We start from the raw sequence: 20608 nt of genomic DNA on the forward strand, positions 1-20608 counted from the left end.
GAGACCACATGTCAAGGATCATCATCGTGGGCGGCGGCATCGGCGGACTCGCCGCCGCCCTCAGCGTGAGCGCGCAGGGCCACCGGGTCCTCGTACTCGAACGCGCGCCGGAGTTCGCCGAGATCGGCGCCGGCATCCAGCTCGCCCCCAACGGCCTGCACGCCCTCGACCGGCTCGGCGTCGGCGAGGAGACCCGCGCCATCACCGTCCGCATGGACGAACTCCGCTTCATGGACGGCGTCTCCGGGCGCCACGTCACCAGCCTGCCCCTCACCGAGGAGTACCGGGAGCGGTTCGGCAACCCCTACGCCGTCGTCCACCGCGCCGAACTCCACCGCATCCTGCTGGAGCGCTGCCTGGCCGACGACCGCGTCGAACTGCGCGGCGACTGCGAGGTCACCGGCTACGGCCAGACCCCGCACGACGCCACCGTCCTCCTGAAGGACGGCGGGCGGCTCACCGCCGACGCCGTCATCGGCGCCGACGGCATCAACTCCGCGATCCGCGCCCAGCTCGTCGGCGACGGCGCCCCCCGGATCTCCGGGATCACCGTCTACCGGGCCGTCATCCCCATGGCCGAGGTGCCGGCGGAGCTCCGCGAGCGCGCGCACACGGACCGCGCCGTCGCCTGGTGGGCCGGACCCCACTGCCACCTCGTGCACTACCCCATCGCCGGCGGCCGCCACCTCAACCTGGCCGCCAGCAAGGACGACGGCGGCACCGAGGCCTTCGCCGGCCGCCCGGTCGACGGGACCACCGTGCTCCGGGAGTTCGCCGGCCTCGGCGACACCGCCCGCCGGCTCCTCGCCCTCGGCCGCGACTGGAAGACCTGGATGCTCGTCGACCGCGACCCGGTCGACACCTGGACCGACGGCCGCGTCGCCCTCCTCGGCGACGCCGCCCACCCGATGCTCCACTACGCCGCCCAGGGCGCCTGCCAGGCCCTGGAGGACGCCATCGTGCTCGGCGAACTGCTCGACTGCCCGGCCGGCGACTTCGCCGCCCGCTTCGAGGAGTACACCGCCCTGCGCCGCGAGCGCACCGCCCGCGTCCAGCTCGCCGCGCGCTGGTCGACCGCCCTCTGGCATCCCTCCGGCGAGGCCGCGGCATCACGCAACACGCTGCTGGAGTCCCTCACCCCGGCCGAGCTGACCGACCACGTCAGCTGGATGCACGGCGTACGCGACCCGCTGCGCGACTCCCTCACGGGGGCGGCGCCCACCCGCGCCGCCCTCACCCGTCCCGCCACCAGCCCGATCGGAGCCACCGCATGACCGCGTCCACCGAGAACCATGCCGAACTGTGCGTCGTGGGCGCCGGCCCGCGCGGCCTGTCCGTGATCGAGCGGCTGCTCGCCCGCGAGCGGCACACCCCCCGCCACGCCTCCGTGACCCTGCACGTCGTCGACCCGGCCGCGCCCGGCGCCGGGGCGGTGTGGCGCACCGAGCAGTCCCGCCACCTGCTGATGAACACCGTCAGCTCGCAGATCACCGTCTACACCGACGCCAGCTCCAGGATCGACGGCCCGATCGAGCCCGGCCCCAGCCTCTACGAGTGGGCCCGCTCGCTCGCCCTGCTCGGCACCGAAGGGGAGCACTCCGAGGAGACCCTCGCGGAGGCCCGCGCCCTCGGCCCCAACACCTACCCCTCGCGCGCCTTCTACGGCGAGTACCTGCGCGACAGCTTCCGGCGCCTGGTCGCCGGCGCCCCCGCGCACGTCACGGTCGAGGTCCACCGCGCGCGCGCCGTCGCCATCGCCGACACCCAGGGCATCCCCGGCGGTCCCCAGGGCATCCGCCTGGACAACGGCACCCGCCTCGACGACCTCGACGGCATCGTCCTCGCCCTCGGCCACGTCCCGGCCCGCCTCTCGGTCCGCGAGGAGCGCACCGCGAGCCTCTCGCGCATCCACCACCTGACCTACGTCACGCCCGGCAACCCGGCCGACGTGGACCTCAGCACCATCGAGCCCGGACAGCCGGTCCTGCTGCGCGGCCTCGGCCTCAACTTCTTCGACCACATGGCGCTGTTCACCGCCGGCCGCGGCGGTTCGTACGAGCGGCGCGAGGACGGCACGCTGGCCTACCGGCCCTCCGGCCGCGAGCCGAAGCTGTACGCCTTCTCGCGGCGCGGCGTCCCGTACCACGCCCGCGGGGAGAACGAGAAGGGCACCGACGGCCGCTACTTCCCCCGCCTGCTCACCGCCGAGTTCATCTCGGGACTGCGCGAGCGTGCCGAGGGCGGCGTCCCGGTCAACTTCTCCGCCGACCTGTGGCCGGTGATCTCCCGCGAGGTCGAGTCCGTCTACTACGCGACCCTGCTCGCCGCCCGCGGCCTCGGCGAGGCCGACCGCGAGCGGTTCACCCGCCGCTACCTCGCCTTCCCGCACGGCGTCGACGCCGGCGGCCTGCTCACCGAGTACGGCATCGGCGAGGCCGACCGCTGGGACTGGGAGCGGCTCTCCCGCCCGTACGGCGACCGGAAGTTCACCAGCCGCGCCGAGTTCCACGCCTGGCTGGTCGAGCACCTCGCCGCGGACGTCGCGGCCGCCAAGGAGGGCAACGTCAGCGGGCCCCTCAAGGCCGCCCTCGACGTCATGCGCGACCTGCGCAACGAGATCCGCCTCGCCGTCGACCACGGCGGCCTGGAGGGCAACTCGCACCGCGACGACCTGGAGGGCTGGTACACGCCGCTCAACGCCTTCCTGTCCATCGGCCCGCCGGCCTCCCGCATCGAGGAGATGATCGCGCTGATCGAGGCCGGGGTGCTCAGCATCACCGGCCCCGGCACGGTCGTCCGCATCGACACCGCCACCAAGCAGTACGTCGCCGAGTCCACGGAGGTCCCCGGCGAGCCGGTGCGCTCCACCGCCCTCATCGAGGCGCGGCTGCCGGAGCCGGACATCCGCCGCACCGCCGACCCGCTGCTCCAGCACCTGCTGAACACCGACCAGGCGGCGCCGTACCGGATCGCCGGCACGCACGGCACCTCGTACGAGACCGGTGGCCTCGCCGTCACCGAGCGGCCGTACCACCTGATCGACGGGCGCGGCCAGGCCCACCCGCGGCGCTTCGCGTACGGCGTCCCGACCGAGTCCGTGCACTGGGTCACCGCCGCCGGCATCCGCCCGGGCGTGGACTCCGTGACCCTCGGCGACTCCGACGCGATCGCCGGCGCGGCCCTGGCGCTGCCGCCCGCCACGCGGGTGCCCGCCGGGGTGCGGCCGGTCGTCTCCGACACGACCCTGACCGGGGTGATCGTTTGACCCGCCGGCCGGCCGGGGGGCCCTTTGCCGGGGGCTCCCCGTCGGGCGGGGCGCGGCCGGACGCCGGGCGGCTTCCCCTCGACGCCGGTCTGCTGTCCCCCGTCCGGGCCGGGACCCCGGTCGAGGCCGCCACCGACGACCGGGCGTGGTTCGCCGCCATGCTCGGCGCCGAGGCGGCCCTCGCCCGGGCCCAGGCCCGGCTCGGCACCCTGCCGCCCGCGGCGGCCGAGGTGATCACCGCCGCCGCCGACCCCGACCTGTACGACGTACGGGCCCTGGCCCTGGCCGCCCGCGAGACCGCGAACCCGGTGGTCGGCCTGGTCGCCGCGCTCACCGCCGAGGTCGCCCGCCGCGACCCGGCCGCCGCCGACTCCGTCCACCGCGGCTCCACCAGCCAGGACGTCTTCGACACCGGCGCCATGCTGGTGGCCCGGCGGGCCCTGCGCCTGGTCCGCGCCGACCTGCGCCGGACCGCCGCCGCCCTCGCCGAGCTGGCCCGCGAGCACCGCGACACCCCCGTGGCCGGCCGCACCCTCGCCATGCAGGCCGTTCCCACCACCTTCGGCCTCAAGGCCGCCGGCTGGCGGGAGCTGGTCCTCGACGCCGAACACCGGCTGTCCACGGTGCTGGAGACCGGGCTGCCGGTCTCCCTCGGCGGCGCCGCCGGCACCCTCGCCGGCTACCTGGAGTACGCCGAACTCGACTCCGGCCCCGGCTTCGACCGCGAGCGGTACCTCGACGACCTGGTCGACGCCTTCGCCGACGAGACCGGCCTGGCCCGGCCCGTACTGCCCTGGCACACCCTGCGCACCCCGCTCGCCGACCTCGGCGCGGCCCTCGCCTTCACCGCCGGCGCCCTCGGCAAGTTCGCCGTGGACGTGCAGGGCCTGGCCAGGACCGAGACCGGCGAGGTCAGCGAGCCCGGCCCGGCCGGCCGGGGCGGTTCCTCCGCCATGCCGCACAAGCGCAACCCCGTACTCGCCACCCTGCTGCGCAGCGCCGCGATCCAGGTGCCGCCGCTGGCCGCCGGGCTCGCCCAGTGCCTGCTCGCCGAGGACGAGCGGTCCGCCGGAGCCTGGCACGCCGAGTGGCTGCTGCTGCGCGAGTGCCTGCGGCTCGCCGGCGGGGCCGCGCACACCGCCGTCGAACTGGCCGAGGGGCTGGTCGTGGACGAGGAGCGGATGCGGGCCAACCTCGCCCTCACCCGCGGCCAGATCGTCTCCGAACGGCTGGCCGCCCGGCTCACCCCGGAGCTCGGCAAGGCCGCCGCCAAACGGCTGCTCACCGCCGCCTCCGCGCACCCGGGCCCGCTCGCCGACGCCCCCGAGCTGGCCGGCCGGCTCACCCCGGCCGAACGCGCCGAGCTGTGCGACCCGGCCCGGTACACGGGCGCGGCCGGCCTCCTGGTCGACCGCGCGCTGACCCGCGGGGACGGCGGGGACGGCGGGGACGGCGGGGACAACGGGGACCACGGGGACCACGGGGACGGCGGGGACAGCGGAGACAGCTGACACGGCTGAGCCGGGGGAGATGGCCGGCGAAGACGGCAGAGAACACGGATGGGGCAGGACCCCGGAGACTTCGGAAGGGACCCGATGAACGTGCACGACCGCCGGCACGAGGGCCGGCACCACGGACGGTGGATCACCGAGTGGGACCCCGAGGACCCCGCCTTCTGGGAGCGCACCGGCCGTCGCGTCGCCCGCCGCAACCTCTGGCTCTCCGTGCTCTCCGAGCACATCGGCTTCTCCGTGTGGAGCATGTGGTCCGTCCTCGTGCTCTTCATGTCCCCGGAGATCGGCTTCGACTTCACCAAGTCGGAGAAGTTCCTCCTGGTCATCACCCCCACCCTGGTCGGCGCGGTGCTGCGGCTGCCCTACAGCAGCGCCGTCGCCCGTTTCGGCGGCCGCAACTGGACGGTCTTCGCCTCCGGTGTGCTGCTCGTCCCGGCCGGCCTGGCCGCGTACTTCGTCCAGCGCCCCGGCACGCCGCTGTGGGTGTTCCTGCTGATCGGCGCCCTCGCGGGCGTCGGCGGCGGGAACTTCGCCTCCTCGATGACCAACATCACCGCCTTCTACCCGCTGCGCCACCAGGGCTGGGCCCTCGGCCTCAACGCGGGCGGCGGCAACCTCGGCGTGGCCGTGGTCCAGCTGCTCGGCCTGCTGGTCATCGCGACCGCCGGCGACACCCACCCCTCGTACGTCGCCGCCGTCTACCTCCCGCTGATCGCCCTCGCGGCCGTGCTGGCCGCGCTCAGGATGGACAACCTGGCGAGCGTACGGACCGAGCGGGGCGCCCTGCGCGAGGCGGCGGCCCGCCCCCACACCTGGTGGATCTCGGCCCTCTACATCGGCACCTTCGGCTCCTTCATCGGCTACGGCTTCGCCTTCGGCCTGGTGCTCCAGAGCCAGTTCGGCTCGACCGCGCTGGAGGCCGCCTCGGCCACCTTCCTCGGCCCGCTGCTGGGCTCCCTCTCCCGGCCGATCGGCGGCCGGCTCGCCGACCGGTTCGGCGGCGCCCGCGTCACGTTCTGGAACTTCCTCGCCATGGCCGCCGGCACCGCGGTGCTGCTCGCCGCGTCCGCGGGCGGCTCCTTCGGGCTGTTCATCGGCGCGTTCACCGTGCTCTTCGTCCTGAGCGGGCTGGGCAACGGCTCGACGTACAAGATGATCCCCGCCGTGCACGCGGCCGAGGCCGAGCGCGCCGTGGCCGCCGGGCACGACGCCGCCCAGGCCTTCACCCGCTCCCGCCGCCTGGCCGGTGCCGTCATCGGCATCGCCGGAGCCGTCGGCGCCCTCGGCGGGGTGGGCATCAACTTCGCCTTCCGCACCGCGTACGGCACCTGGGGCTCCGGCACCGCGGCCTTCGCCGTGTTCCTCGCGTACTACGGCCTGTGCATGCTCCTGGTGCGCGCGGTGTACCTGCGGCGCGGTCCGGGGCGCGGCGAGGACCCGGCGACGTCGTCCGCGGCCGGGCCGGCCGCCCGGGTGCGGAGCGGCGCGGGTGTCTGAGGCACGTACGGCGGGGGTGTCCGGGGGGCGTACGGCGGGGGTGTCCACGGGGCGTGGGGCCGGCGGGCGTACGGCCGGGGTGGCCGGAGTCCGTGGGACGCGGGGCGACGGGGCGGGCGCGCGGGGCGGCGTACCCGGCGCACCCGGCGCCCCCGCCGCCCGGGTCGACACGCACTGCCCGTACTGCGCCCTCCAGTGCGGGACGGTGCTGGAGCGGGGCGGGGACGGAGGGGACGGAGGGAACAGAGGGGACGGGCACGGCGTCACCGTCCGGCCCCGCGAGGACTTCCCCGTCAACCGGGGCGGCCTGTGCCAGAAGGGCTGGACCGCGCCCGAGGTGCTGGGCGTCGCCGACCGGCTGCGCACGCCCCTCGTCCACGGCCGCCCCGCGACCTGGGACGAGGCGCTCGACACCGTCGCCGACGGGCTGCGCCGGATCCAGGAGCGGTACGGGAAGGACGCCGCGGCCGTCTTCGGCGGCGGCTCCCTCACCAACGAAAAGGCCTACCAGCTGGGGAAGTTCGCCCGCGTCGCCCTCGGCACCAGCCAGATCGACTACAACGGCCGCTTCTGCATGTCCTCCGCCGCGGCCGCCGCCGGCGCGGCCTTCGGCGCGGACCGCGGCCTGCCGTTCCCCGTCACCGACCTCGGCACCGCCGACGTCGTCCTGATCGCCGGCGGCAACCCGGCCGAGACCATGCCGCCGCTGATGCGGCACCTGGAACGCCCCGACCTGATCGTCATCGATCCGCGGCGCACCCGCACCGCCCGTCAGGCCGCGCTGCACCTCCAGCCCGCCCCCGGCACCGACCTCGCGCTCGCCCTCGGCCTGCTGCACGTCGCCGTCGCCGAGGGGCTGGCCGACCGGGCGTACGTCGAGCGGCGCACCACCGGCTTCGAGGCCGCCTGGCAGCGCGCCGCGGCCTGGTGGCCCGAACGCACCGAGCGCGTCACGGGCGTGCCCGCGGCGCAGCTCCGCGAGGCCGTCCGGATGCTGGCCGGGGCGGAGCGCGCGTACGTGCTGACCGGGCGCGGCGCCGAGCAGCACAGCAAGGGCTCCGACACGGTCGCCGCGTTCGTCAACCTCGCCCTCGTGCTGGGCCTGCCCGGCCGCGAGGGCGGCGGCTACGGCTGCCTCACCGGCCAGGGCAACGGGCAGGGCGGCCGCGAACTCGGCCAGAAGGCCGACCAGTTGCCCGGTTACCGGCTGATCACCGACCCGGCCGCCCGCGCGCACGTGGCGCGGGTGTGGGGCGTGCCGGCCGACTCGCTGCCGGGCCCCGGCCGGAGCGCGTACGAGCTGCTCGACGCGCTCGGCACCGAGGGCGGCCCGCGCGGGCTGCTGGTCTTCGGCTCCAACCCGGTGGTGTCCGCGCCCGACGCGGGCCGGATCCGGGACCGGCTGGCCTCCCTGGACCTGCTGGTGGTGGCCGACTTCGTGCCGTCGGAGACGGCCCGGATGGCGCACGTCGTGCTGCCGGTGGCCCAGTGGGCCGAGGAGGAGGGCACGATGACCAGCCTGGAGGGCAGGGTGCTGCGCAGGCGGCGGCTGCTCTCCCCGCCGCCGGGCGTGCGGACCGACCTGGAGGTGCTGGCCGGGCTGGCTTCCCGCCTCGGGGCCGCCACCGGCTTCCCGTCGTCCCCGCGGGAGGTCTTCGCGGAGCTGCGCGAGGCCACGCGTGGGGGCGTCGCGGACTACTCCGGGGTGAGCTGGGAGCGGCTGGACGCGGGCGAGGTGCTGCACTGGCCCTGTCCCGAGGGCGGCGACGGCACGCCCCGGCTCTTCCTGGACGCCTTCGCCCACCCCGACGGCCGCGCCCGCTTCGCGGCCGTGGACCACCGGGACAGTGCGGAACTGCCCTCCGCGGACTATCCGTTGTACGGGACCACGGGACGCGTCCTTGCGCAGTACCAGTCCGGTGCGCAGACCCGCCGGGTGCCGGAACTGGTCGCCGCCGCGGGCGAGCCGTACCTGGAGGTCCACCCCGACACCGCCGAACGCGCCGGTCTGGCCGACGGCTCCCTCGCGCGGGTGTCCTCGCCGCGCGGGGGCGCGGTGGCGCGGGTCCGCTACGACGGCACCCTGCGCACCGACACGGTCTTCCTGCCCTTCCACTGGCCGGGCGGAGCGAGCGCGAACCTCTTCACGAATCCGGCCCTGGACCCGCGCAGCCGGATGCCGGAGTTCAAGGTGTGCGCGGTCCGGATCGGGCCTGCGGGGGAGGCGGAGTCGATTGCGGCGGGCGGGACTTGGAGTGGTGCTGCTTCGGGGGCGGCTTCGGGGGCGGCTTCGGGCCGGGCCTCTGGTGCGGCTGCCGGGGTGCTGGGTCCGGAGGTGAACTCGGCTGGTAGCAGCGCTGGTTCCGGCGGTTTCCGGAACTCCCCTGTGCCTGATGGCGGTTCAGAATCCGGTACGAACTCAACTGCCAGCAGGCTTGGTTCAGGACGTACCGCGAACTGGGGCTCGGGTGACGCGCGTTCGGGCGCGATCGCGAACTCGACTGCGCCTGGCGTCAGTTCACGACATCTACCGAACTCCCTTGCTGACAGCACTGGTTCTGTATCGGCCGGCTCGGCATCGGGCGGCTCGGCTTCGATCGGCTCGGCTTCGGGCGAGGACGACGCGGCTGCGGGTGCGGACGGGTCCGCGGGGAGTGTGGAACCGGTGGCCGCCGGACAGGCGGGTGCGGCATGACCGGGCCAGGAGTGGTGGTCGTCGGGAACGGTACGGCCGGGCGGGCGGTGGCCGAGCGGCTGGTGGCCCTCGGGGTCGCCGTGACCGTGCTGGGCGAGGAGCCCGCGTACCACCGGCCGCTGCTGGCCGGTGTGCTGTCCGGTGACCTGCCGGGGGCTGCGCTGGAACTGCCGCCGGTGCCGGGTACGCGGGCCGGGGTGCGGGTGACCGGCCTCGACCTCGCGCGCCGGGTCGTGCGGTGCGCCGACGGTACGGAGGTGCCGTACGCGCAGCTGGTGCTGGCCACGGGTAAGGTGCCGCGGCTGCCGGAGCTGCCGGGCATCGACGGGCCGGGCGTCGTGGTGCCCCGTACCGCGGCGGCGTGCGCCGCGGTTCCCGAGGGGGCGGCGGTGGTGCTGGGCGGGGGCCCGCTGGCGGTCGAGGCCGCCTTCGCCCTGCGCCGGTCGGGCCGCGAGGTGGCGCTGGTGCACCGTGGCCCGTGGCCGCTGGACCGGCACCTGGGCGCCCGTGCGGGAGCCGCGCTGGCCGGCCGGCTGACCGCAGCCGGCGTCTCCCTGCACCTGGGTGCCGGGGCGGCCGAGTTCACGCCGGGCAAGCTGCAGCTGGCGGACGGCACGGTGCTGGCCGCGGACGTGCTGCTGCCGTGCACCGGAGCGTCCCCCGACACCACCCTCGCCGACGCCGCCGGCCTCCCCACGGCCACCGGCATCCTGGTCGACCCCTCCTTCCGCACCCCCGACCCGCACGTCTGGGCCCTGGGCACCTGCGCCCGGCCCCTCGCTCCACGGGAGTTCAGGGCGGTACGGCTCGCGTACGAAACCCCCGGCACCACCCGGGCACGCACGGCCGGGCCCGATGCCGAGTGGGCAGCACCGGGGCCGGCACCAGCACCGGGGTCGGCGCCAGGGGCGGCGCCGAGCCCCTCGGCCGACAGCACCGGAACCGCCCCCGCCCTCGACCCCACGCGGTCGGCAACCGGCGGCGGATCCCCCGGCTTCGACACCGTCCTCCGGCAGGCGGACACCCTCGCGGCGGCCCTGACCAGGGCCCTCCACGCCGAGGCCGCGCCCGCACACGACGCCGACGCCCCCGGCCAGCCCCCCACCGGCACGACCCCGGACCCCCGGTCCCGATCCACCGGCATGCCCGACCTGCTCCGGCTCCGGGCGCCCGAGGCCGACGTACTCCGCCTCGGGACGTTCGACGGCGCCCACGAGACCGTCACCCTCAGCGACCCGGCACGGCACCGCCACGCCGAAGTGGCGTTGCGGGAAGGGCGGGTGGGCGGGGCCGTCACCGTCGGCCTCCCGCACGGCGCCGCCGCCCTGACCCGCCTCCACGACTCCGGCGCCCCCGCGCCCCGGGACCTGCTGGCCCTGCTCCTCGGCGCACCCGTGGTGCTCCCCCGTACCACCGACCCGCTCGACGACGTGGTCTGCCACTGCAACAACGTCACCGGCCGGCACCTCGCCGAGGCCCACGCCGCCGGCACCCGTACCCGGGCCGGCACCGGCTGCGGCGGCTGCGCCGCGGACGTCCGCACGTTCTGCGCCGCCCTCGGCCCCACCACCAACGGAGCGATATGACCCGGCACCTGGTCGTCGTCGGCTACGGAATGACGGGCCACCACCTGGTGGCCGAGACCGCCGCCCGGGACACGGCGGGCGAGTGGCGGATCACCGTACTCGGGGAGGAGGACCGCCCCGCGTACGACCGGATCGCCCTCACCACCTGCGCCACGGGCCGGGACCCGGACGAACTCGCCCTCCCCGCACCGGAACCCGACAGGACGGCCCTCCGCCTCGCCACCACCGCCACCCGCCTCGACCCGGCGGCCCGCACCGTCACCACCGCCAGGGGTGAGGCGATCCGGTACGACGCGCTGGTCCTGGCCACCGGCTCACGGCCCTTCGTGCCGCCCGTACCCGGGCACGACGGGCCGACCTGCCACGTGTTCCGCACGGTCGACGACGTACGCGCCATCCGCGCCGCCGCCCGCCCGGGCCGGCCCGCGGTCGTGGTCGGCGGCGGGCTCCTCGGCCTGGAGGCAGCCGCGGCCCTGCGCGACCTCGGCATGCGCGTGCACGTCGTCGAACGCGCGCCGTGGCTGATGGCCCTCCAGGTGGACGAGGGCGGCGGAGCAGCGCTCGCCCGCCAGATCACCGCTCTCGGCGTCGCGGTGCACTGCGGGGCCTCGCTGCTCTCCGTGGACCCGGCGGGCGTCGACCTCGACTCCGGCCGCATCCCCGCCGACCTGGTGGTCTTCGCGGCCGGCGTCCGGCCCCGCGACGAACTCGCGACGGCCGCCGGCCTGGCCCGCGCCGAACGCGGCGGCATCCTCACCGACGTCCGCCTCCGCACCTCCGCCCCCGGCATCTGGGCCGTCGGCGAGTGCGCGGCCGTGGAAGGGCGCTGCCACGGCATGGTCGCCCCCGGACAGCGCATGGCCGAGGCCGTCGCCGCCCAGCTCACCGGCGACCCGGAGGCGGCCTTCCCCGGCGCCGAGCTCGCCGCCCGCCTGAAGGTCCTCGGCGTGGAGGTGGCCGGCTTCGGCGACGTCCACGGCGGCACACCGGGCGCGCTGGAGTTCACCCGCCACTCCCACACCACCGGCACCTACGCGAAGCTCACCCTGGACGCCGGAGCGCACACCCTCCTGGGCGCCGTCCTCGCGGGCGACACCCGCCCGTACGCCCGCCTCCGCGCCCTCCACAACACCCCCCTCCCCGCCTCCCCCGACCGCCTCCTCCTGCCGTCCTAGCCTGCGGCTGGTGCCCTCGCCGGCTGCACCGGCCGAAGCGGGATCAGCGCCCCCGCGGCACTCCGGGTGCGCGTACGCCGGTTCCCTCGCGCCACTGGCGGAGAAGCCGTCGTGGACCAGGTGCGTCCGGCGCGGCTCAACCGGCCTGTCGCAGAACGGGCAGAGCGCGGCGACCCCGTTCACCGGCTCCTCACCGCCGCCGGGTCGCCACCGAGCATGAGGTGGAACCTGCGGACGGTGCGTGCCGTGGCACGGCAGTAGCTCCACGCCCCGATGCGACCGTCGTCCGCAGGCCCGCGGGTGGTGAGTGTTTCCCAGTCCGCGAAGGCCCCCTCCGCGCCTCCACCCTGCCGGGCCGCGGCGTCGCGGACCCGCCGGCCGTGGCGGAGCAGCCGGTCGGTGAGCCGTGCGACCGTGTCGGCATCGGGCATCTGCCCGAAAGGGACGAGGGCTTTGGCGACAAGAGCCCGCCCCTCCGCGAGATCGATGCGTGTCGTCATGCGGACACCTCGCTGTGAAACGGCGAAAACGTTGTGGTCATGGCCCCTCCGACTCGTCCGACTGGCGCGACGGTCAGATCGTGCCCCTCCGCAATGGGGACGAGGGACACAGCCTGTGTCCCTCTCCCGTATCCGTCAGACCCGTCCGATCCACTCCGCGAACGACGCCAGGGCTTCACTGGTGGACCGCTTGATCCGGAGGATCTTGCCGATGTCCTCCCGGGCCCACGGATGCTCGCGTACGTGTTGTGGTGCCAGCCCGCGGGCCGTCCTGAGCGATGCGAACGCCTCGTCCGGCCGGCCCGCCCAGAGCTGCGCACGGCTCAGCTCCACGTAGAAGCCGCTGCGCCGCTCCGCCGGCAGTTCGTCGCCGGGCTGCCACTCACGTGCCAGGTCGAGCGCGGTTCCGACGTGCTCCCCGCCCAGGCTCACCGCGACGGCGACCTCGTGGACGCGGACGCTCGAGGGACCGAACGCAGTGCCCGAGTAGATGCCCTCCGCCAAACCGTCGGCCAGCGCCGCTGCCTCCCTCAAGTGGTCGTGGGCGGCGCCGGCGTCGCCGGCCCGGGCAATGACGACCGCCGCGCGCATGTGGAGAGCACCACGTACTGCGGCCGACCGCCGGTTGTCCGGCGGGGGTGCGCTGTCCAGCGCCCGTTCCAGAGCGAGCTGTCCGGCCCGGTGCGCGCGCCGCGAGGAACGTCTCCGCCTGTACGTAGGCGACGGCTGCTTCGGTGTGCGGATCACCGGTCTGCGCCGCTCCCCACCGCATGACCTCGATCAACCGCGCCGAAAGGTCGTACGCGCCGAACTTGTAGGCGACCGCATCCGCTGCTCGTGCCACAGCTACGACGAGCTGTGCGGCCGCGGCCCGCTCCCGCCCCCGTGCCTGGTGCAGGTGTCCCAACGAGTCGGTGAGCAGTCCCGGGGTCGTGTCCGCGATCCGCCCGTACTGGGCGGCCAGCCGCCATCCGGCCGCTGCGTCCACCAGGTTCCGCAGGGGTACGAACGGACGCTCCGGCGGACCGAGTGGGAGGTCGTACCCGGCGATGGCCGCGGAAAGTGCGGGCAGCGCCGCGTGGACGCGGTGGCCGGTACCGGCGTAGGCGGGGTCGAGCCGTGACGCGTCCAGGTCCAGGGCGGCGGCGAGTGCCTCGAGAAGTGCCGGCCCGGGCCGGCGTGCGCCGCGTTCGACTGCCTTCACCATCGAATGCGACACGTGCGCTGCGCGGGCGAGTTCGGCCTGGGTCATGCGGCGGGCGCGGCGGCGCAGGGCGATGCGCTGCCCGATGTGTTCGGCCATGTGCGCACCGTAGTGGGAGGCGAAGTCGTGCGCGTCCGTTACGCCTTGACGATGTCGACCAGCTCGGCCAGGGAGTCGATGGACCAGTCGGCCGCCGCGCGCACCTCGGGGTCGTCGGCCCACCAGTGGCCCCACGGCCCCCGCCGCAGGTGGGCCGTACGCAAGCCGGCCGCGCGGGCGGGATGGATGTCGTTGGCGGGGTGGTCGCCCACGTAGAGGGTCTCGTCCGCCGGGGCACCGGAGACCTCGAGTACGCGGGCGAAGAACTTCGGGTCGGGCTTCGAGACGCCCCACTCGCCCGAGGTGGCCACCACATCGGCGGGCAGGTCGAGCGCGCGCAGCAACTGGCCCATACGCGGGCTCTGGTTGCCTGCGATGACCACGCGTGTCCCGGCCGCGCGCAGTGCTGCGAGGGCGGGGCGGACGTCTTCGTACAGGTCGCTCTCGTCGAGTCGTTCACCGCGGCCGGCGGCCTCGCGGGCCGCGTACTCGGCCGCGAGGTCGATGCCGGGCCGGAGCAGGCGCACCGCGTCGGCGTTGTCGCGCCCGTCGACGACGACTGCGCCCACCAGCGCGGACAGCGTGTGCGCCGGCACGCCGAGCCAGTCGGCCCAGGCCGCCCAGTAGCGGTCGTCGCGGGTGAGCGTCTCGCCTACGTCCAGGACCACGGTGCGGATCACCGGGCCACCGTACCGGCTGCCGGAACCGCCACGGACCCCTACGTGACGGACCGGCGGCGCACCTGACGGAGTGCTGGGTTCGCGATGGCCGGGGGAACGTGGCCGGAACAGGATGCATTCGACTCACCACGCACGCTCCCCCGACGGAGGAAGTCGAACCATGTCCGGTACCGCCCCAGCAGAACAAGACCAGACAGGCCAGGCCCCGTTCGGGGCCACGGTCGCGGTGATGGCCGTCGTCGGGCTCGTGCTCGGCAGCCAGGCGTACGTGACGATCCCCCTGATGCCGCAGATCGCGGAGGCCTGGGGCGTCTCGCAGTCCTCGGCCGCCTGGGCCACGTCCGCCTTCGCCATCGCCTACGCGTGCGGCTCGCTGCTCAGCGGCCCGCTCGCCGACCGCTTCGGCCGCCGCAGCGCCATCTGGTCCACCCTCGCGGTGATGGCCGTGGCCACCGTGGCCGTGCCGCTGGCCGGCGGGCAGGGCACCGGGCTCGCGCTGCGGGCCGCGCAGGGCGTGGCGGCCGGCGTGTTCGCGCCCGTCGTGTTCGCGTACTTCGGCGAGCGGCTGCCCGCACAGCGGCTGGCCCTCGCGCTGACCACCGTCTCCGCCGCGCTCGGCGGCGCACTGGTCTTCGGCCAGCTCGCCGCCCAGTTCCTGGAGGCCCAGCTCGGCTGGAGCGCCGTCTTCTGGATCACCGCCGTGGTGCTCGCGCTCGGCGCCGCGGCCGCCCGCAAGGTGATGCTCCCGGACGTCCCGCGCACCGCCCGCGGCGGCTTCGCCTTCGGCAACGTGCTGAGCAGCCCGCGCCTCGTCCCGCTGTTCGTCACCGCCCTGGCGGTGCTCGGCGGCGTGACCGCCATCTACACCGGCGTCCAGCTGTACGGCCCGGACTCGCTCGGCGACCCGGACGCGATGTTCGCGCTGCGCGCCAGCGCGCTGCCCTCCCTGCTGGTGGCCGTGCTCGCCGCCCCGAAGCTGGCGCACGTCAAGCCCACCACCCGCGCCGGCGGCGCCCTCGCGCTGGCCGCGCTGGGCATGGTCGGTGCCGCCCTGTCCGGCGACAGCGTGCTGGTGCTCGGCATCGCGCTCTTCGTCACGATGGTGGGCGCCTCCACCGCCGGTCCCGCGCTGGTCCAGGCCGTCGGCGGCGCCGCGGGCGCCGACCGCGCCACCGCCATCGCGGTCTACAGCTTCCTGCTCAACCTCGGGGCCGGCCTCGGCGCCCAGGTCCCGCAGTCCACGGACGTCTTCACCCACCTCGCCCTCTGGATCGCGCTGGCCTTCGTCGCCGCCATCGGGCTGGTGGCGCTGGCCGCCAAGGCGTCCGCCAGGACGGCCGCCGCCGAGCAGCAGGCGGCCCCGGTCCTCAGCCGGGCCCGCTGATCCCGAGGGCCGGGCCCGCTGATGCCGAGGGCCGGGCCCGCTGATCCCCGGGACCCCTGATTCCCAGGGCCGCCGATCCCCGGGCCCACCGCGGCCCGCGGCCCGCGGCCCACGGCCCGAGGCCCACCGCTCCCCCTCACTCCCCACCGCTCCCCGCCGGCCCGCCGACCCCGGCAGGTCCCCGATCCCAAGGCCCGCCGATCCCCCCCAGGTCCGCCGATCCCCGTACGAGAGGTCTCTTCCGCATGAGCACCCTGCCGCCCCCGCCGAGCACGGACTGGAACTCCGACGCGCTGGTCCTCGACGCCTACCTGTACCGCATCGGCTACACGGGCGAGATCGCCGACGACGCCGAGACGCTGCGCGCGCTGCACCGTGCCCACACCGACGCCATCTCCTGGGAGATCGTCGACCTGGCCCTCGGCAACCCGATCGCCCTCGACGTCCCCAGCCTCTACAAGAAGATCGTCGACGCCGGCCGCGGCGGCTGCTGCCTGGAGTCCAACCTGCTCTTCGCCGCCGCGCTGGAGCAGGCCGGCTTCACCGTCACCCGCCACCTCGCCCGCGTCCGCCGCGGCAGCACCGCGCTCCGCTACCGCTCCCACGCGGTAGTCGTCGTCGAGGCCGGGGGCCGCCGCTGGCTGGCCGACGTCGGCTTCGGCGACGAGGGCCCGCTGGAGCCGCTGCCGTTCGAGGACGGCGCCCAGGTCACCACCGGCGACTGGACCTGGCGGCTGGACCGCGAGGGCCAGGACTGGATCCTGCGCTGCCTGCACCACGACGGCTGGTTCGACGTGTACAGCCTGCGCGAGGAGCTCCAGGCGCCGGTCGACTTCGAGGTGTCGAACGTCTACACCTGCACCAACCCCTCCTCGCCGTTCATCGGCAAGCTGGTGGCCCAGCGCGGCGGCGACACCGTCCGCCACGTCCTGCGCCACCGCACGCTGACGGCGACCTGGCCCGACGGCCGCCAGGAGGTCACCGAGCTGACCGCCGACGAGACCGTCCGGCACCTGCGCGAGACCTTCCGCATCACCCTCACGCCGGACGAGGAGCGCGCCCTTCGCGAGGGGGTCCTGTCCCGCTAGCGGCTCCCCGGGCCTGCTCCCCGCGACGGGGGGGAGCAGGCCCCTGCCGTACCCCCGCCGCACCCCTGCCGTACCCCCGCCCGCACCCCCGCCCGACCCCACACGCCCGTACCCACCTGCCCGTACCCCGTACGAGGAGACACCTGATGCTGCGGAATCCCGCCCGAACGAGCGGGCTCTACATAGGGACCGTGCCCGAGCAGGCCGCCGCCACCCGCCCGGGCACCACGATCACGGTGGACCACGCCCTGGACGTGCTGCCGGACGTCTCGCGCCACCTGACGGTCACCGAACTCGCCGAGCACGTCGACGACATGGCCGCGCGCCTGTACGCGGCGGGCGTCCGGGCGAGCGACCACGTGGCGATCTACAAGAACAACAACTTCGACATCTACATCCTGGCCAGCGCCGCCTCCCGGCTCGGCGCCGTGCCCGTGATGCTGTCCCCCGCCCTCGACGGGGTGAGCGCCACCGCCCTGCTCGGCCGCCTGGACACCCCGCACCTGCTGACGGACGACACCAAGCTCGACGGCGTGCTCGACGCCGCCGAGGTCGCCGCCGTCACCCGCGGCGTGATCTCCGCTTCGCCGGCCCGCGAGGGCGTCGTCTCGCTGCACGACCTGGCCGGCTCGCCGCGCCGCGAGCCGGTGCTGCTCGACGCCGACCAGCCGGCCCTGATGACCCACACCTCGGGCACCACCGGACTGCCCAAGCTGGTCATCCACTCCGCGCGCAGCCTGTACGGGCGCTTCCGCCCCCAGCGCCGGCTGGCCCGCCTCATCAAGAGCGGCGAGACGGCCGCCATCCACCTGTCGTACGTCCACTCCCGGATGTACCTGGGCATGGCGGTGCTGCTCCGCAAGGGCATGCACGTGGTGGTCATGAACGACACGGAGCCGGAGCGGGTCGCGGACCTCTTCGCCCGCGTCCGGCCCGGGTTCGTCGAGACCCACCCCAACTCCTTCATGGAGTGGGAGGAGCTGGCCTCGGACCCGCGCCGGCCCTTCTCGAACGTCAAGTACTTCTCGTCGACGTTCGACGCCATCCACCCCGGCACGATGGACCGCCTGCTGAAGGCGTCCGACCGGGACAACGCGGTCTTCTTCCAGATCTACGGCCAGAGCGAGTGCGGCCCCCTCACCGGCCGCTCGTACACCCGCAAGAACGCGCACAAGGCGGACGGCCGCTGCCTCGGCTTCCCGATGCCCGGCATCACCAGGTACCGCCTGGTGCCGCGCAACGGGCAGCGCCCCTCCCGCGAGCACCCCGGCTACATCGAGGTCAGCACCCCGGGCCGGGCCATCGGCTACTACGGCGAGAAGGAGCGCTTCGCGCAGCAGGCCTTCGGCCCGTGGTGGCGCGGCGGCGACGTCGGCTTCCGCACCAAGGTCGGCTGCCTGCACCTGCTCGACCGCGAGGTCGACGTGATCCCGGGCATCCACTCCACCCTGGAGGTCGAGGACGCGGTGCTCCAGCGCCTGGAGGAGCTGGCCGAGCTGGTCCTCGTACCCGGCCCGAACCAGGAGCCGCTGCCGGTGGTGTGCACGCGCCACGGCGAGCCGCTCGACGAGGCCCGCTGGGCGCAGGCGGTCGCCGACCTGCCGCGGATGGCCGCCCCGATCCAGATCCCCCTGGCCGACCTGCCCAGGACCGCCACCATGAAGGTGCAGCGGATCAAGCTGGCGGCCGACCTCCGCGCACAGCTGGAGCAGGCGTCGTGACCGAGCACATCCAGAGCACCGCGACGGACTACGACGTCCTGGTCGTCGGCGCCGGCCCCACCGGCCTGATGGCCGGCTGCGAACTGCTGCGCCGCGGCGTCCGGGTCCGCATCATCGACATGGCCCTGGAACCGCTGGAGGTCCCCAAGGCGCTGGCGCTGTGGCCGCGCGCGCTGGACATCCTGGAGGACATGGGCGCCGGAGCCGCGATCCGGGCCGCCTCCACGCAGATCAACGGCTTCAGCTACTACTCCGACCGCCGGCACCTTGCCACCTTCGACTTCCCCGAGGACCTCGCGCCGCGCCACCTGCCGCAGCCCGAGACGGAGCGGGCCCTCACCGCCCGGCTGCACGCGCTCGGCGGGAAGATCGAGCGCGGGGTGCGGCTGCTGGGCGTGGAGAAGGTCGACTACTCCGGCGACATCGACGCCACCGACGGGGTCACGGCCGTCCTGGAGCACGGCGACGGGATGATCGAGCGGACCCGCGTGCCCTTCCTGATCGGCGCGGACGGCGCGGGCAGCAAGGTGCGCGGCGAGCTGGGCTCCGGCTTCACCGGCAGCACGTACGAGATGGAGTTCGCGCTGGTCGACTCCCGCATCGAGGGCCACCTGCCGGCCGACCAGATCCTGTACTTCCAGAACCCGAACGGCACCCTGGTCATCGTCCCGCAGCCCGACGGCGTCTTCCGCTTCCTGTCCGTCATGCCGCGCGGCGGCGAGGGCAGGGTCGGCACCGAGATGATGCAGCGGATCCTGTACGACCGGGGGCCGCGCGGCGTGAAGCTGACGGAGCCCGTGTGGGAGACGGTCTTCCGCGTCCACGCGCGCACCGCGACCGACTTCCAGCGCGGCCGGATCTTCCTGATGGGCGACGCGGCACACGTGCACAGCCCCGCGGGCGGCCAGGGCATGAACAACGGCCTCCAGGACGCCCACAACCTGGCCTGGAAGCTCGCCGCGGTCATCCACGGCCGCTCCCCCGCCCGGCTGCTCGACACGTACGGGCCGGAGCGCTCGGCCGCCACCCAGCGCATCGTCCGCGACACGGACCTGCAGACGCGGGCCTGGATGTTCAACGGACGGGTGCAGGTGCGGGCGCGGGACGCGGCGTTCCGCGTGCTGGACCGCACCGGGATCGTCTCGCACTTCTACGCGCCCGTGATGGCGGGGCGCCGGCTGGCGTACGACATCGTCCGCGAGACCCAGCGGCCTTCCCGCAAGGCGGGCTGCGGTCTGCACGAGAAGCTGCCCGGCGGCCTGAAGGTCGGCGCGGTCTTCCCGCGCCGGCTGGCCGTCTCCCACCGGATCTCCGGTCCCGACGCGGACCCGGAGGCCTGGTCGCTGGTCGTGCTGCCGCCCTCCAGCGGCGGTTCGGACTGGCTCACCGAGATCGGCCACATCGTCGACCGCTGGCCGCAGGTCCGCGTCGAGCGGCTCCGCCGGCGCAACTCCGTGCGGGCCACCGGCTGCTGGCGGCCCGGCTACTACCTGGTGCGGCCGGACGGCCACATCGCGGCGCACGGCCACGACCGCGACCTCAACAGGCTCGAAGCCGAGCTGGCCGCGGCCCTCCTCCCGATCGGAACCCGCTGATGCGCCCCCTCGTCGTCGTCGCCTACCACTCCGGGTACGGACACACCGCCGCCCTCGCCGCGGCCGCCCGGGAGGGCGCGGAGGAGGGCGGGTCCCGGGCGGTGCTCGTGGACGTGGAGACGGTGGACGACGCCGGGTGGGCGCTGCTCGACGGGGCGGACGCGATCATGTTCGGCGCCCCGACGTACATGGGCAGCGCCTCGGCGGCCTTCCACGTCTTCGCCGAGGCCGGCTCGAAGCGGTGGGCGGCCCGGGCCTGGCAGGACAAGCTGGCCACCGGCTTCACCGTGGCCGGCTCGATGAACGGGGACAAGCTGCACACCCTGCAGTACTTCTCGATCCTCGCGGCCCAGCACGGGATGCACTGGGTGAACCTGGACGTCACGCCCGGCTGGAACTCCACCACGGGCTCGGAGCACGACCTGAACCGCCTCGGCATCAACCTGGGCGCCGGCGCCCAGGCCAACACCGACCAGGGCACCGAGGGCGTCACCAAGGCCGACGTGGAGACCGTCCGCCACCTGGGCCGCCGCATCGCGCAGCTCGCGGTGGCCCTGCACGGGGTGGCACGGGCCCACTGAGCCGCCCGGCCCGGGGTACGACGT

Annotated in this window: 14 protein-coding genes and 2 pseudogenes; 12 read left to right on the forward strand and 4 right to left on the reverse strand. The window is 75.1% G+C overall.

Annotated elements, in window-relative coordinates:
• The first annotated feature begins 8 nt into the window (after window positions 1-8).
• The 7 genes and pseudogenes from ACIQUR_RS16330 to ACIQUR_RS16360 all read left to right on the forward strand — a co-directional run bounded on the left by ACIQUR_RS16330 (window position 9) and on the right by ACIQUR_RS16360 (window position 11732).
• Window positions 9-1274 (forward strand): FAD-dependent monooxygenase, encoded by a 1266-nt coding sequence (locus tag ACIQUR_RS16330; protein ID WP_403664472.1) that lies wholly within the window; start codon window positions 9-11, stop codon window positions 1272-1274.
• Window positions 1271-3265, forward strand: a complete 1995-nt coding sequence (locus tag ACIQUR_RS16335) for an FAD/NAD(P)-binding protein (RefSeq protein WP_403664474.1) — start codon at window positions 1271-1273, stop codon at window positions 3263-3265. The genes ACIQUR_RS16330 and ACIQUR_RS16335 overlap by 4 nt, the downstream gene beginning before the upstream one ends.
• Window positions 3262-4776: a 3-carboxy-cis,cis-muconate cycloisomerase gene (pcaB, locus tag ACIQUR_RS16340; protein ID WP_403664476.1), complete on the forward strand. Its 1515-nt coding sequence runs from the start codon at window positions 3262-3264 to the stop codon at window positions 4774-4776. The genes ACIQUR_RS16335 and pcaB overlap by 4 nt, the downstream gene beginning before the upstream one ends.
• Window positions 4777-4860: 84 nt before the next feature.
• Entirely contained in the window at window positions 4861-6276 is a 1416-nt protein-coding gene (locus tag ACIQUR_RS16345) for an MFS transporter (protein ID WP_403664478.1), read from the forward strand.
• 79 nt (window positions 6277-6355) lie between these two features.
• A pseudogene (locus ACIQUR_RS16350) lies at window positions 6356-8509 on the forward strand (molybdopterin oxidoreductase family protein); the annotation flags it as partial.
• Window positions 8510-8967: 458 nt separating this feature from the next.
• On the forward strand, window positions 8968-10557 hold the full coding sequence (locus tag ACIQUR_RS16355) for an FAD-dependent oxidoreductase (RefSeq protein WP_403664480.1): 1590 nt from the start codon (window positions 8968-8970) through the stop codon (window positions 10555-10557).
• Entirely contained in the window at window positions 10554-11732 is a 1179-nt protein-coding gene (locus ACIQUR_RS16360) for an NAD(P)/FAD-dependent oxidoreductase (RefSeq protein ID WP_403664482.1), read from the forward strand. The genes ACIQUR_RS16355 and ACIQUR_RS16360 overlap by 4 nt, the downstream gene beginning before the upstream one ends.
• A 179-nt stretch (window positions 11733-11911) precedes the next feature.
• On the opposite strand, the gene ACIQUR_RS16365 is transcribed toward ACIQUR_RS16360, so the two are convergent.
• From ACIQUR_RS16365 to ACIQUR_RS16380, 4 genes and pseudogenes are all read right to left on the reverse strand, one after another.
• Window positions 11912-12232, reverse strand: coding sequence for a hypothetical protein (locus ACIQUR_RS16365; protein ID WP_403664484.1), 321 nt, complete (start codon window positions 12230-12232; stop codon window positions 11912-11914).
• Window positions 12233-12367: 135 nt separating this feature from the next.
• Window positions 12368-12823, reverse strand: a complete 456-nt coding sequence (locus tag ACIQUR_RS16370; protein ID WP_403664893.1) for a hypothetical protein — start codon at window positions 12821-12823, stop codon at window positions 12368-12370.
• A 580-nt stretch (window positions 12824-13403) separates the two neighbouring features.
• Window positions 13404-13535 (reverse strand): annotated as a pseudogene (locus ACIQUR_RS16375) (helix-turn-helix domain-containing protein); the annotation flags it as partial.
• Window positions 13536-13573: 38 nt separating this feature from the next.
• Window positions 13574-14215 (reverse strand): HAD family hydrolase, encoded by a 642-nt coding sequence (locus ACIQUR_RS16380; protein ID WP_403664486.1) that lies wholly within the window; start codon window positions 14213-14215, stop codon window positions 13574-13576.
• Window positions 14216-14375: 160 nt separating this feature from the next.
• On the opposite strand from ACIQUR_RS16380, the gene ACIQUR_RS16385 reads away from it, so the two are divergent.
• From ACIQUR_RS16385 to ACIQUR_RS16405, 5 genes are all read left to right on the forward strand, one after another.
• The gene (locus ACIQUR_RS16385; RefSeq protein ID WP_403664488.1) at window positions 14376-15599 is read left to right on the forward strand and encodes an MFS transporter; all 1224 of its coding nucleotides are present in this window, start codon (window positions 14376-14378) and stop codon (window positions 15597-15599) included.
• Between the two features lie 245 nt (window positions 15600-15844).
• Window positions 15845-16687, forward strand: a complete 843-nt coding sequence (locus ACIQUR_RS16390) for an arylamine N-acetyltransferase (protein WP_403664490.1) — start codon at window positions 15845-15847, stop codon at window positions 16685-16687.
• 146 nt (window positions 16688-16833) lie between these two features.
• A complete protein-coding gene (locus tag ACIQUR_RS16395) occupies window positions 16834-18408 on the forward strand; it encodes a class I adenylate-forming enzyme family protein (RefSeq protein ID WP_403664492.1) in 1575 nt (524 codons plus the stop codon).
• On the forward strand, window positions 18405-20003 hold the full coding sequence (locus ACIQUR_RS16400; protein WP_403664494.1) for an FAD-dependent monooxygenase: 1599 nt from the start codon (window positions 18405-18407) through the stop codon (window positions 20001-20003). Before ACIQUR_RS16395 ends, ACIQUR_RS16400 begins: the two co-directional genes overlap by 4 nt.
• Entirely contained in the window at window positions 20003-20584 is a 582-nt protein-coding gene (locus tag ACIQUR_RS16405; protein ID WP_403664496.1) for a flavodoxin family protein, read from the forward strand. Before ACIQUR_RS16400 ends, ACIQUR_RS16405 begins: the two co-directional genes overlap by 1 nt.
• The last annotated feature ends 24 nt before the right edge of the window (window positions 20585-20608 follow it).

The organism is Streptomyces sp. NPDC101132 (genome assembly GCF_044759225.1).
GTDB lineage: Bacteria > Actinomycetota > Actinomycetes > Streptomycetales > Streptomycetaceae > Streptomyces.

What these genes read in the sequence shown, in the direction of transcription:
- ACIQUR_RS16345 (WP_403664478.1), top strand. Translation starts at nt 4,861, where the DNA reads ATGAACGTGCACGACCGCCGGCACGAGGGCCGGCACCACGGACGGTGG.
- ACIQUR_RS16390 (WP_403664490.1), top strand. Translation starts at nt 15,845, where the DNA reads ATGAGCACCCTGCCGCCCCCGCCGAGCACGGACTGGAACTCCGACGCG.
- ACIQUR_RS16335 (WP_403664474.1), top strand. Translation starts at nt 1,271, where the DNA reads ATGACCGCGTCCACCGAGAACCATGCCGAACTGTGCGTCGTGGGCGCC.
- ACIQUR_RS16360 (WP_403664482.1), top strand. Translation starts at nt 10,554, where the DNA reads ATGACCCGGCACCTGGTCGTCGTCGGCTACGGAATGACGGGCCACCAC.
- ACIQUR_RS16330 (WP_403664472.1), top strand. Translation starts at nt 9, where the DNA reads ATGTCAAGGATCATCATCGTGGGCGGCGGCATCGGCGGACTCGCCGCC.
- ACIQUR_RS16385 (WP_403664488.1), top strand. Translation starts at nt 14,376, where the DNA reads ATGTCCGGTACCGCCCCAGCAGAACAAGACCAGACAGGCCAGGCCCCG.
- ACIQUR_RS16365 (WP_403664484.1), bottom strand. Translation starts at nt 12,232, where the DNA reads ATGACGACACGCATCGATCTCGCGGAGGGGCGGGCTCTTGTCGCCAAA.
- ACIQUR_RS16370 (WP_403664893.1), bottom strand. Translation starts at nt 12,823, where the DNA reads ATGCGCGCGGCGGTCGTCATTGCCCGGGCCGGCGACGCCGGCGCCGCC.
- ACIQUR_RS16405 (WP_403664496.1), top strand. Translation starts at nt 20,003, where the DNA reads ATGCGCCCCCTCGTCGTCGTCGCCTACCACTCCGGGTACGGACACACC.
- ACIQUR_RS16395 (WP_403664492.1), top strand. Translation starts at nt 16,834, where the DNA reads ATGCTGCGGAATCCCGCCCGAACGAGCGGGCTCTACATAGGGACCGTG.
- ACIQUR_RS16355 (WP_403664480.1), top strand. Translation starts at nt 8,968, where the DNA reads ATGACCGGGCCAGGAGTGGTGGTCGTCGGGAACGGTACGGCCGGGCGG.